Source organism: Rubrivivax gelatinosus, from assembly GCF_016583785.1.
In the GTDB taxonomy this organism is placed as follows: Bacteria; Pseudomonadota; Gammaproteobacteria; order Burkholderiales; family Burkholderiaceae_C; genus Rubrivivax; species Rubrivivax gelatinosus_B.
Map to the genome: position 1 here is coordinate 1 of NZ_NRRU01000149.1, position 12,299 is coordinate 12,299.

The window sequence follows — 12,299 nt, forward strand, 5'->3', positions numbered from 1 at the left end:
CGCAGAGAAACTGCCAATCGCCATCTTGATCGTGGCTCACCAGCAGGACTGGATGCCCCTCGCGCATAACTCGATGGTTCGTGAATGCGACGACGTTACTAGGGTCGTCGAATGGCCACTCACGAGGCGCAAAGGCGTGAACGTGGCCTGCGACGGTATCTTTCATGAGGTTCAACGTGAAAGTGAGCGGACGCCGAAGGCGGTCCGCTCCAATGACAGGTTAAGGCTCACGCGCATCGCTCAACCCACACGGTTTCGCCTGGATGGTGTTCCTCAATCGTGTCGATCGCTCCGGCCAGCACATCGCCCGGCTCCCCCTGTAGTGGGTAGATTAACCGAGACACGTTGACGTCTTCGAGGGCGGCATAGTCGGCTTGCGAGATGACGTCGGAGCCACACCACACTGCATCCGCACTGTCTCCGCGCACTCGCAATGCTTCCACGAGACCGACAGGAGTAAGCGCAAGGAAAACCATCAGTGAGCCTTAACGTTTGAGGTAAGGGGCCGACGACGGCGTGGCGCCAGGCCCGGGCTGCGGAGAATGTACCGCGCCGCAGCTCGGGCCTGGTGGCATGCCGTTGACGGTCCCTTTCACCGAAGGGTTAGGCCGCACTGGCAGCGCGTGCGACGGGAAGTTTGCTTGCTGCCCAAATGCCCAGCGGAACCGAGAGCCGACCAAACCACGTGTACCAGGCAAGCAGGAGAGCCAGCTTCTGTGAGGAAGGGAACTGCGCCTCTTGGTAGAAGTTGAAGGCTTCGAAGAGGCAGTAGAGAAGCCAAGGAGCTGTTAACCCAACGACTGGTGGAAGGCCACGAGTTCGAAGGAGCCGAAAGACGGCCAGCGCAAAACTTCCCGCGATGAACGCCATGGGGATGTGAACCAGCAGCACCGAATGCAGTGTGACTGCGAGCCAATTCCTGCCTTGAACCAGGGGCCGAAGTACGCTTGGTGTTGGAAGTGCGGCGAGCACACCGACGATGAAGATGGCTAGCCAGAGCAGGAGGCAACCGGCGGTGAGTGCCAGAAGGAACTGCAGAAGCGTGCGACGAGGCATTGTGGTGCGGCCTAACGTTCGAGCTGAGTGGCTGGCCGCGGCAGGACGGCTTGCCCGCGCCGTGCATCATGCCCGCGGCGCATGGCGCGGGCAAGACGGCCTGCCGTGGATAGTCCGCTCTCGAGCGAGGGGTTAGGCCACACTTCTGCCACAGGACACCTTCTCGGACTGGAAGGTCACGTTCATTCTCTTGTGGTGGTACTTGAGGACCCCACCATCCAAAGACACTACTTCGTACACATCTGAATAGTGCTCGTCCCCAGTGTTGACGGGCTTTCCATTCACCCGCAGTGTGATGGTCTTGTAGGCTCCATTGGAGTGCGTCCAGATTCCGTCCTCAGTCTGCGGCCTGCTTCCGGAATCGTTCGGAATGGGCGTGAACTCAATGACAAACGTCCCATCTGCCCTCCGATCCATGAACCACTCGGTTCGAGTCTTCAGTACGGGCTGGTAGTCCTGCCCACGCCAACATCCAATCAGTGGGTCCGCAACCGCCGGTGGAGGTAACTTCTGGCCACATCCCACCAGCGCGATGGATGCAACTGCGATGAGCGAAGCGCTGTGACTCACGGTGTGCGGCCTAACGTTCGAGCTAACCGGGCGACGACGGGAGGACGCCAGGCCCGGACTGGTGAAAATGTACCGCGTACCACCAGACAGGGCCTGGTGGCCTGCCGTTGGCGCTCCGGTTGAGCGAGGGGTTAGGCAGCACTGGCGGCCGTGCCAGCGTGCGACGGTTACCCGACCAAGGGAATGAACTCAAGGGTGCGCTGTATATGCTGCTGGCCAAGGATGCCGCGAGCATATTTTGAGTTTTCACCTCGGTCGTACTTCCGAAGGTACTCCGCGTCGATGAGCGGAGAGATGGTTTGAAGGTCCAGCGGCTCTCGCCCGCTGACCTGGACTCGCTGACCTTCGCATTCCAGGAACCCATGTGCGCCGCTGAGAAAAGTGGAATACCAACTTCTCTCCGACAGGCCCCAGGAGCGGGCAAATAGGCGATTGCCTACGGCAACGACCCAGATCTCAAGCGGAGTTGCGCGGTCCTTGCCGGCGCTCACGCCTACGAGACCGGCCCGATTAACGGTGGCGACGAAATCGGTATGAAACATGAGATGGTGATGGCAATGTGAACTGTGACAAGTTGGTCGCGGATGGGCGAAGACGGGTTTTGGTTTTGGTGCTGCCTAACGTTTGAGCTAACCGGACCGTTGCGGTATGTGGCTAAAGGCCCAGAATGAAATGGCGGGCCTTTAGCCGCATGCCGCAATGGGTCCGGTTGAGCGAATGGTTAGGCGTCACTGTATTCGTGCTCCATACATGGTCTGACCGACTAAATCGAATCGAGAGCCTTATAACCACGCTGATTCTCTACGGTCGGGTGCCCAAGCTGACAGTGGCAAATTTACCGTGCTCAATGGTTCTTGTCTTTCGACTTCTGGCTTTCGGTCTTCCACCGGCCATAGTGGTTGACTTGCTTTGGATAGCGAGCCTGCACATCGGGATGAAGTCTGTCAGGGAAATTGCAGATCCAGAAGACCACAAGCGGTCCGACCACAGGCAAAAAGAGTAGTGCAGTCAAAACGATCTTGAAGAATGCCGGATCCTTGGAGCTCCAGACTTTCACGCCTAGCCATGCTCCAACTAGGAAAGAGCAGAAGATGATCAAATTTCCGAAAGAAAGGTAATCCATCGCGGGCTGGAGTGGTTTGTGTGACGCCTAACGTTCGACGTAAGGAGCCTGCCGCAGGCAGGTCCCCTTGACGGAGGGGTTAGGGCACACGGCCGCGGCGCTGCACGCTCGACCTGGAAGCCGGCGCGAGGCGGAACACCGGGTTGGTGCTCTGCCCCGGACCACGAGCTGCAATGGCGGAGGTACGGTTGAAAATCGTCCCTGAATTTGAGTGAAGGAGCGGAGGCTCATGGGCTACGCTTTCTGTACTTGGAGAAAGGATCAACCGCCCGGGGCTTCTTGTGTACCGCTGAGGGAACTAGGTCTTCGGACTCACCAGACAGAAGCTCAGAGAGAACATCCGGTGGCAGACGCTTCATTTCCGCTTCGACTTCGCGTGAGTACTTTCGGTCGTTCGGTTCGGTGTTGCGCTGCGCCTTGCGACTGTATTGCTGGGAAAAACGGCCAAGCTGGCCGGCCATACGATTTGAACGCGCTCCCATCTGGTGTGCCATAACGTTTGAATTCAGCGGACCAGCCAGCGCAGCTGGCGCAGGCCCGCTGCAATGATTAGTTGGGCATCATTGCTCGGCCTCAGTGACTTCGCGCCCACGCTCCCAAGGAACGATAGTTTCGGGCCGNTTTCAAGGGGAAGCTCATGCAGTGCCGGCGTGTGAGGTGTCGGCGCCACAGCAAGTACTGTTTTCAGTACCGCGAGTTCAGCAGGCGACAGTGGCCGTGGACCGACGTAGGTCATGATGCCCAACGTGAAAGTGAGCGGACGCCGAAGGCGGTCCGCTCCAATGACAGGTTAAGGCTCACGCGCATCGCTCAACCCACACGGTTTCGCCTGGATGGTGTTCCTCAATCGTGTGGATCGCTCCGGCCAGCACATCGCCTGGCTCCCCCTGTAGTGGGTAGATGAACCGAGACACGTTGACGTCTTCGAGGGCGGCATAGTCGGCATCCGAAATGGCGTCGGAGCCACACCACACTGCATCCGCAGTGTCTCCGCGCACTCGCATTGCTTCCACGAGACCGACAGGAGTAAGCGCAAGGAAAACCATCAGTGAGCCTTAACGTTGGAGTTAACGGGCTGCCGGAGGCCGTCCCGTTGAACGACGGGTTAGGTTCGTTTTCACGGCCGCTCCCGACTAATTTGACGTGAATGGATTTTCAGCAATTCGATTGCCGCTTCTAACCTTCGCCTGACTAACCACGTCTCGAAGAGTAGGCCAGCGACGCCAGCTAGCAAGCCAATGATGAGGCCGCCTGCATATTTGGAAGAGAGATCTGAAACCGCAAATGACCCCAAGGCTACTGCAGCGGCAGTAATCAGCGCTTGAGGTGCATACATCTTTTGGAGAGGCTGAGCGATGGTTTCTTCGGCTATTCGTTTTCGCTCAAGCTCCTTCAGGATTTGCTCACCTTCGAGCGAAGCAAGCTGCTCTTTCATGTTTTGCTCCTTTGCTGATTGGTGATGCGAGAACCTAACGTTCGAGGTAACCGGCCGACAACGGCAGGGCGCCAAGCCCGGGCGGGTGAAAATGTACCGCGTACCACCGGGCCGGGCTTGGTGGCCTGCCGTTGGTGCTCCGGTCGACCGAGGGGTTAGGCCTCAGCTTCGTCATCAGCGCTCGTGAGGTAGGTTGACACGTTGATGCCAAGACCTGCAGTAGCAGCGAGGCTTACGAGCTCTCGAGGTGCTTCGAACATCACTGCTACATTGCCTTCGAGTAGCGCGACTCCGAAGTACAGTTCTGCCGACTCTACGCCGGGTGTCCTTGTGAGGACGGCAATCGCTGCGCCGTTCTCTCTAAGAAAGTTGGTGGCCTGTGCTACCTGTAGCGTTAGTTCTGTGATTTCGGCATCGCTTGCCACGACTTGAATGCCGGAATCTGTGTGGTGACGCTTGGGGTCAATCACATAGGTTTGCCCCTTTCGCCAATAGCGCTGAATGGATAGCGAAGGATGTATGAGTAGCGCGTCTACGTCTAGCGTAGAGCCGGATACTCGGAGTATGCAGGACATGTGATGGCGGGCTGTCTGAGGCCTAACGTCTGAATTCAGCGGCGCCGTCTGGCGTCCGCTGGAATGACCAGCTAGAGCGCATTCATGCGACTCCTACACACCCCACACCGCTACAACTCGAGCGGTGCGAGTAACGGGGTCAAACATAACGTACTGCCCACCCTCGTAGTACGTTGGGTGATAGAGCATGGGCTGACCGCTTGAGACAAGCCGGTTGAGGACAGCTTTCGGCACTGCCAGTGCGAGCTCACCTTCCTCTGCCTCGTCTTGTGATTCGGCCTTCGGGCGTTGATCCTGTCGCACAAGCGCCTGCGATGCGACGTCTTTGACGAACTGGCGCGCCTCTTCCGGAAGACTTGGCTCATCCCACTGCGTCGCGGTGTGCTTCTTGAATGGTGCGACGTACCTATACAGCGTCTTTCCTTTTGCAGAGACGACAACAAAGGACAGCATCGCCGAATGACACGCACCCGGACCGATGTTCACGGTGAGGCGATCTTTGGATGTGGGCGAGGCGAAGGAGATGGGCTGGGTAGCTGAATACTGACAGGGCGGATCCGAAGGCGACTGTGCTTGCGCGCCCGTCGACAGCAGGGCTAGAGTCAGGATTGCAGTGCGCGATAGCATTTGTTGCGCTCTAACGTCAAAGCTCAGCGGGCGGCGAAGCCGTCCGCTGCAGCGAAAGGTTGAACCTCATGTCGACTCGGCCTCGCATGGCTCTCGATGCCAGCAATCCTCCACCGAATCGCGCCATGCGCGCCAGCCGATCGGAAGATCTCCGACCAGCCCTACTGTCCGGTCTCGTTCGAAGGCGCACCCCAGACAAACGACTAGACATTCACCGAGGTCCTCACTGCCGCAGAGAAACTGCCAATCGCCATCTTGATCGTGGCTCACCAGCAGGACTGGATGCCCCTCGCGCATAACTCGATGGTTCGTGAATGCGACGACGTTACTAGGGTCGTCGAATGGCCACTCACGAGGTGCAAAGGCGTGAACGTGGCCTGCGACGGTATCTTTCATGAGGTTCAACGTTGCCGATAACCGGCTGCCGCAGGCAGCCCGGTTGAACGGCTTGTTATGCAAAGCCCCAACGACGGAGCCGCGGTGGTTGTGCGCGGAGGAAAGCACCGCGACACCCGCAAGGCCCGCACGCAGCAAGGGCGGCGGCGTTGGTCGTTACTCCGCGGCCGATGCTTACCCATGTTCCAGCGCCCCCACCGGCCCGCGGCCGTTACGGCAGCGCACCTGGCTCGGCCGCGCCCCGCGGGCCGGCGCGCCGATGCCCGCGTACCCTGCAAGAGCCTGGCCGCTGTCAGGCGCCGCCGCTGCCGGCGACCCGCCGCACTGAATCGAACTAGCCCTGAAATTAGCCGTTGCATAACGTTTGACTTAAGCGGCGGCGCCGTCAGGCGTCCGCTTGAAGGAGGGGTTCGGTGCCATCACAGCATGAGCCAAGCTGCAGAGAAGATGGGCCAAGCCACGGCACCGGCAAACACGAATAGCGAAAGAAACAACGCCGCGTACCACCGGACCGCAGCCTGCAACGACCTCGGAAGACGACCAACAAGCCGGCTACTCGCCTGGAGATTGCCGCGCGCTGGGTGAAACCACACGCACACACAGAGTAGCGCCCACGAAACAGTGACCAACGGCCCGAGAACGGAGCCACCCACCGCCGCAAAGGGGACCGAAGGGGTGAACGCAAGAACGAGAACATAGGCGCAGACCGCGAACACAGAGCATGCAAAAGACCACCAGCGGTACGGGAAGAGCCGCGCCGCGATTGACGTACAGAGAGCTGGTGTCATCGCCTTTGGCACCTAACGTTCAATTTCAGCGGACCAGCCAGCGCAGCTGGCGCAGGTCCGCTGCAAAGCAGCGTTAGCCATCAGGCCTCCGCCCAAGACAGAAACACTGCGAGGAGATCCGCGAGATTTCCGGCACCTCCCGCTCCAACGAACTGCCCCGCCTCAACCTTGCAGAGCACCCAGTCAAACTCCCCAGCGCGACGCTCGACTGGCGAAAAGCTTCGTGCCGCTAGTTCTGTGTCGTGGAGGTCAATCGTGACGTGCCAGCCCGGGTTGTCTAGCGTCTCGATCCGCAAGCCATATGAGTGCTCCCAGTCGCCATCGCATTGCGATGCGTACCAACTTTGAATATGCGCGAGTTCTTGCATCTGACGGCTAACGTGAAAGTGAGCGGACGCCGAAGGCGGTCCGCTCCAATGACAGGTTAAGGCTCACGCGCATCGCTCAACCCACACGGTTTCGCCTGGATGGTGTTCCTCAATCGTGTGGATCGCTCCGGCCAGCACATCGCCTGGCTCCCCCTGTAGTGGGTAGATGAACCGAGACACGTTGACGTCTTCGAGGGCGGCATAGTCGGCATCCGAAATGGCGTCGGAGCCACACCACACTGCATCCGCAGTGTCTCCGCGCACTCGCATTGCTTCCACGAGACCGACAGGAGTAAGCGCAAGGAGAACCATCAGTGAGCCTTAACGTTTGGAGTTGATCGGAATCGCGCGAAGCGCGATTTCCGATCGGACGACCAGTTCATCCTGTAATTTCGCGGGCCGCACATGCGGCGAACTTATGCGAGGCGCTGGTCGAGGAACTCGGATCATCTGCGTTACGTTCACGCTGCGATGTGGGGGCGTCCGCTCAAGTTCACTTGTGTGGCCGCCCCCACATCGCAGCGCAAGCTAGCAGATTTTTCGGGCTTCATGAACTGGGGCATTACGCGCTATATTGGCGGGTTTTGCGAAATAGCGGAATTGCAGGATGAACGTGTTGTAGACGGCGCCCAAACGCCGCTTATCACACCCCACGCCTGCGTAACAGCCCCCGGCCGGGGCACCTCAAGTGCTTGTCGGATCACACTTTTCTCCCTGTTGACCGAGCCCGGCAGCGGCGTAAAAGTGACGACGAAAGCGGCGTCGGTTACAGGTCATTCTGCGTGGCGTGCGCCAGCTTGCCAAGGGAGGCCAGATGCCGCCGCCGAATGCTTGTCCTGCATCAGTCGCTGCACCCGAAGCGCCAGCGACCACGTCGGTCGGCACTGCACCGGGACCGCCTCGCCGCCTGCTGGATCAGCTGCGCGACGCCCTGCGCACCTGCCATTACAGCCTGCGCACCGAGCAGGCCTATGTGCACTGGACCAAGGCCTTCATCCGCTTCCACGGCCTGCGGCACCCGGCGACGATGGCCGGGCCCGAGGTCGCGGCCTTCCTGTGCCACCTGGCCGCCGACCGCGGCCTGTCGGTCTCCAGTCACCGTCAGGCGCTGTCCGCGCTGCTGTTCCTCTACGGCAAGGTGCTGGGCCAGTCGCTGCCCTGGATGAACGAGATCGGCCGCCCGGTGCCCAAGCGCCGCCTGCCGGTGGTGCTGGCTCCCGACGAGGTGGCCGCCGTGCTCGGCCGGCTGGACGGCACCCACCGCCTGCTGGCCGAGCTGCTGTACGGCACCGGCCTGCGCATCACCGAGGCGCTGCAGTTGCGCGTCAAGGACATCGACTTCGCCCAGCGCGCGATCGTCGTGCGCGCCGGCAAGGGCGGCAAGGACCGGGTCGTGATGTTGCCGGCGACGCTGGAGACGCCGCTGCGCGGGCAGCTGCGTTCCGTGCATGCGGTCTGGGCCGGGGATGCGGCGGCCGGACGCGCCGGCGTGGCGCTGCCCGACGCGCTTGAACGCAAGTACCAGCGCGCCGGCTCCAGCTGGGCCTGGTTCTGGGTCTTCCCGCAGGCCAGCCATTCGGTGGACCCGCGCAGCGGCGTCGTGCGGCGCCACCACCTCTACCCGGGCACCTTCCAGCGCGCCTTCGGCCGCGCGCTGCGCGCCGCCGGCATCGCCAAGCCGGCCACGCCGCACACGCTGCGCCACAGCTTCGCGACCCACCTGCTGCAGTCCGGCAGCGACATCCGCACGGTGCAGGAGTTGCTGGGCCACGCCGACGTCTCGACGACGATGATCTACACCCACGTGCTGCGGCTGGGCGGCTTCGCGGTGCGCAGCCCGCTCGACCGGCTGGCCGGGGATGCGGCTCCGGGGGGCATCAGCCCTCGGGCGTGACATCGCCCCCGGTCCCGCGCCCGGCGCGCGAGGCCTCGCGGCCCCGCCCCCCAGGCTCAGTGCAGCACCAGCACCGGCAGCTTGCAGCGCGACAGCACGTTCTTCGTGTGCGAGCCGAAGAGCAGCTCCCCGAAGACGCCGCGGCCGTGCGTGGCCATCACGATCAGGTCGCAGTCGAACTCGACGGCGGCGGCGATGATGGCTTCGTCGACACCGTCGGTACGCAGGAACTTGCCCTGGTACTTGACGCCCTGCGCCTCGGCACGCTCGCCGATGCGTGCCAGCACCTGGCGCGCGTGCTGCTCGGTGCGCGACATGTGGGCGTCAGCGTCGCGCTTGTAGACCGACGGGCTGCTGCCCATGTTGGGCAGCGGCGGCATCGGCTCGGCGACGAACGCGGTCATCGCCGCGCCCAGCTTCTGCGCCAGATCGATCGCGGTCTGCGCGGCCTTTTCGGAGAGTTCGGTGCCGTCGACCGGCACGAGCAGGTGCTGAAACATCTGGCTTCCTCTGTGTGCCCCGAGGCCGGGGCTCGTGATCGAGTCTAGGACCGCGGAGCCGTCGCATATTGACCAATCTCAAGCCAAAACCCGTGCCCGCGCCCACCGCGAACACGGGGTGTGGGCCAGCGCGCGGCCCGGCACGCGTTCGACACTCCGCCGTCACCGCGGCTGAACGCCGGCCCTGCGCCGCAGATCACACCGGGGCCGGGCCGGGGCCGGGATAATCCCGGCTTCGAGCCACTGCCAGGAGATCCGCCCGATGCGCCGCGTCTACAACTTCAGCGCCGGCCCCGCCGCCCTGCCCGAACCGGTGCTGCGCCAGGCAGCCGACGAGATGCTGGACTGGCACGGCTCGGGCATGTCGGTGATGGAGATGAGCCATCGCGGCAAACACTTCACGGCCATCGCCGAGGAAGCCGAGACGCTGCTGCGCGAGCTGCTGGCGGTGCCGGCGAACTACAAGCTGCTGTTCATGCAGGGCGGCGCGATCGCCGAGAACGCGATCGTGCCGATGAACATGCTGCGCGGCCACGCCAGCGCCGACTACGTCGACACCGGCGAATGGAGCCGGCGCTCGATGGCCGAGGCGCGCCGCTACGGCCGCGTCAACGTCGTCGCCAGCAACGCCGAAGGCGGCTCGGTGGCGATCCCGGCGCGTTCGAGCTGGCAGCTCGACCCCGACGCCGCCTACGTGCACATCTGCTCCAACGAGACCATCGGCGGCGTGCAGTACCACGCCTTCCCCGAGGTCGGCGAAGTGCCGCTGGTGGTCGACATGTCCAGCGACATCCTGTCGCGGCCGATCGACGTCTCGCGCTTCGGCCTGATCTACGCCGGCGCGCAAAAGAACATCGGCCCGGCCGGGCTGACGATCATCATCGTGCGCGAAGACCTGCTCGGCGGTGCGATGCCCTGCACGCCGACCGCCTTCGACTACCAGGTCGTGGCCGAACACGGCTCGATGTACAACACCCCGCCCACCTACGCGATCTACATCGCCGGTCTGGTGTTCAACTGGATCAAGGCGCGCGGCGGGCTGACGGCGATGGCCGAACACAACCGCACCAAGGCCGCGCTGCTCTACGACTTCCTCGACAGCACCGGCTTCTACGCCAGCCCGATCGAGCGCGACTGCCGCTCGTGGATGAACGTGCCGTTCCGCCTGCACGACAGCGCGCTCGACGCCGCCTTCCTGAAGGGCGCCGACGAACGCGGGCTGGTGCAACTGAAGGGCCACCGCATCGTCGGCGGCATGCGCGCGTCGATCTACAACGCGATGCCGATCGAAGGCGTGCAGGCGCTGGTCGCCTACATGAAGGAATTCGAAGCGGCGCACGGCTGAGGCCGGACATGCAACGCCGGAAGGCGTTGCACGCCTGCCGAAGGCCCGGGCGCGATTTCACGCGATCGGGCTGAGGCCGGACATGCAACGCCGGAAGGCGTTGCACGCCTGCCGCAGGCGCGGGCGCTCGTTCAGGGCCGCTGGCGCCGCGGCGCGGTGCGGGTCGACGTCTTGCCGTCGGCGCCGGTCACGGTGATCGTGCGGCCGTCGGCGCTGCGGTCGACCGCGCGCGAGGCGGTCTTGCCGTCGGGGCCGGTCACGGTGCTGGTCTTGTCGCCGTTTTCGCGCGTGACGTCCCGCGTCGCGGTCTTGCCGTCGGCGCCGGTCACGGTGACGGACTTGTCGTTGCCCGTGCGGTCGACCTCGCGGCTGACGGTCTGGCCGTTCGGGCCGGTCACGGTGCTGGTCTTGTCGCCGTCGGCACGCGTGGTCTCGCGCGTCAGTGTGCGGCCGTCGGCGCCGGTGACGGTGGACTGCACGTGGCCGCGCTCGCGCACGACGTCGCGCTGCACCGCACGTTCACGCGCGGACGCGGTGCCGGCCAGCGTCGCGAACACGAGCGCGGCGGCCAGCGGCAGGACAGGGTCGAGTTTCATCGTGTGTTCTCCGTTGTGCTTTCGACGACCGGAACGATTGCAGCCCGCCTTTACCCCGCGTTCGCCCGACGTCAAGAAAGGTGACCAGCTTGCAACAAGCGGTAGCCGCGGCCGCCGTCAACGCCCCAGCGGCGCACGCAGGTGACGGTAGACGGTGGTGCGCGAGATCCCGAGTTCACGCGCGGTGCGGCTGACGTTGCCGCTGCGCTCGAAGGCCCGGCGCACGAGGTCGCGCGCTTCCTGCTGCAGCGCCGAGGCCGCGGCCGGCGCCGGCGGCGGCAGCAGCGGCTGCACGTCGGCCAGGCCCAGGCGCCCGCCGCCGCGGCGCAGCAGCGCGCGTGTCAGCAGCGAGCGCAGCTCGCGGAAGTTGCCCGGCCACTCGTGGCGCGCCAGCCAGTCGATGGCGGCGTCGTCGATGCGCGAGGCGCCGTCCAGCGCAGCGAGCACGCTGCGCACCGCGGCGGCGAAGTCGGCGCGCCGGCGCAGCGGCGGCAGTTCCACCCGCACCGTGTCCAGCCGGTACAGCAGGTCGGCGCGGAAACGCCGCGCCGCCACCGCCTCGTCCAGCGCCACATGCGTGGCGGCGAGCAGCTGCACGTCGACACGCCGGCTCGTGGTGCCACCCACCGGGCGCACCAGCGCGTCGTCCAGGAAGCGCAGCAGCGCCGCCTGCTGCGCCAGCGGCAGCTCGCCGATCTCGTCGAGCAGCAGCGTGCCGCCGTCGGCGCTGGCGATCAGGCCGACGCTGCCTTCGCGGCGCGCGCCGGTGTAGGCGCCGCCGACGTGGCCGAAGAGTTCGGCCTCGACCAGCCCGTCGGGCAAGGCGCCGCAGTTCACCGCGACGAAAGGGCCGCGCCGGCCGCTGGCAGCATGCGCATGGCGCGCCAGCAGCTCCTTGCCGCTGCCGGTCTCGCCCTGGATCAGGATCGTCGCCTTCAGCCGCACCGCGGCTTCGACCAGGCCGAAGGCTGCGGCCACCGCCGGGTCGTCGACGACGACGCCGGGTGCGGCCGGCGCTGCCGCGGG

Annotated in this window: 12 protein-coding genes; 2 read left to right on the forward strand and 10 right to left on the reverse strand. The window is 64.0% G+C overall.

Annotated elements, in window-relative coordinates:
• Positions 1-227: 227 nt before the first annotated feature.
• From CKO43_RS23855 to CKO43_RS26475, 7 genes are all read right to left on the reverse strand, one after another.
• Positions 228-476 carry a hypothetical protein gene (locus tag CKO43_RS23855; protein WP_200380208.1) on the reverse strand — a complete coding sequence of 83 codons (249 nt, stop codon included), beginning with the start codon at positions 474-476 and terminating at the stop codon, positions 228-230.
• A 127-nt stretch (positions 477-603) separates the two neighbouring features.
• A complete protein-coding gene (locus CKO43_RS23860; protein WP_200380209.1) occupies positions 604-1,056 on the reverse strand; it encodes a hypothetical protein in 453 nt (150 codons plus the stop codon).
• 737 nt (positions 1,057-1,793) lie between these two features.
• Positions 1,794-2,168, reverse strand: coding sequence for a DUF2255 family protein (locus tag CKO43_RS23865; RefSeq protein WP_200232047.1), 375 nt, complete (start codon positions 2,166-2,168; stop codon positions 1,794-1,796).
• A gap of 302 nt (positions 2,169-2,470) precedes the next feature.
• Positions 2,471-2,683 (reverse strand): hypothetical protein, encoded by a 213-nt coding sequence (locus CKO43_RS23870; RefSeq protein WP_200380210.1) that lies wholly within the window; start codon positions 2,681-2,683, stop codon positions 2,471-2,473.
• A 1,183-nt stretch (positions 2,684-3,866) separates the two neighbouring features.
• Positions 3,867-4,184: a hypothetical protein gene (locus tag CKO43_RS23875; RefSeq protein WP_200380211.1), complete on the reverse strand. Its 318-nt coding sequence runs from the start codon at positions 4,182-4,184 to the stop codon at positions 3,867-3,869.
• A gap of 668 nt (positions 4,185-4,852) precedes the next feature.
• Complete coding sequence (locus tag CKO43_RS23880) at positions 4,853-5,245, reverse strand: hypothetical protein (RefSeq protein ID WP_200232045.1); 393 nt, start codon at positions 5,243-5,245, stop codon at positions 4,853-4,855.
• Positions 5,246-6,650: 1,405 nt separating this feature from the next.
• Positions 6,651-6,938, reverse strand: a complete 288-nt coding sequence (locus CKO43_RS26475; RefSeq protein WP_200232046.1) for an immunity 53 family protein — start codon at positions 6,936-6,938, stop codon at positions 6,651-6,653.
• A gap of 814 nt (positions 6,939-7,752) precedes the next feature.
• Here CKO43_RS26475 and CKO43_RS23890 point away from each other — a divergent pair.
• Positions 7,753-8,832 (forward strand): integron integrase, encoded by a 1,080-nt coding sequence (locus tag CKO43_RS23890; RefSeq protein ID WP_200380212.1) that lies wholly within the window; start codon positions 7,753-7,755, stop codon positions 8,830-8,832.
• Positions 8,833-8,888: 56 nt separating this feature from the next.
• Here the strand turns inward: CKO43_RS23890 and CKO43_RS23895 are convergent, their stop codons facing one another.
• Positions 8,889-9,332 (reverse strand): universal stress protein, encoded by a 444-nt coding sequence (locus CKO43_RS23895; protein WP_200232365.1) that lies wholly within the window; start codon positions 9,330-9,332, stop codon positions 8,889-8,891.
• Between the two features lie 262 nt (positions 9,333-9,594).
• Between CKO43_RS23895 and serC the strand changes: the two genes are divergently transcribed.
• Positions 9,595-10,677 (forward strand): 3-phosphoserine/phosphohydroxythreonine transaminase, encoded by a 1,083-nt coding sequence (gene serC / locus CKO43_RS23900; RefSeq protein ID WP_200380213.1) that lies wholly within the window; start codon positions 9,595-9,597, stop codon positions 10,675-10,677.
• Between the two features lie 131 nt (positions 10,678-10,808).
• Here serC and CKO43_RS23905 read toward each other — a convergent pair whose 3' ends face one another.
• Both CKO43_RS23905 and CKO43_RS23910 read right to left on the reverse strand, forming a co-directional pair.
• Positions 10,809-11,273 carry a hypothetical protein gene (locus CKO43_RS23905; protein WP_200380214.1) on the reverse strand — a complete coding sequence of 155 codons (465 nt, stop codon included), beginning with the start codon at positions 11,271-11,273 and terminating at the stop codon, positions 10,809-10,811.
• Positions 11,274-11,390: 117 nt separating this feature from the next.
• A partial coding sequence (locus CKO43_RS23910) for a sigma 54-interacting transcriptional regulator (RefSeq protein WP_200380215.1) occupies positions 11,391-12,299 on the reverse strand: 909 nt, incomplete at its 5' end.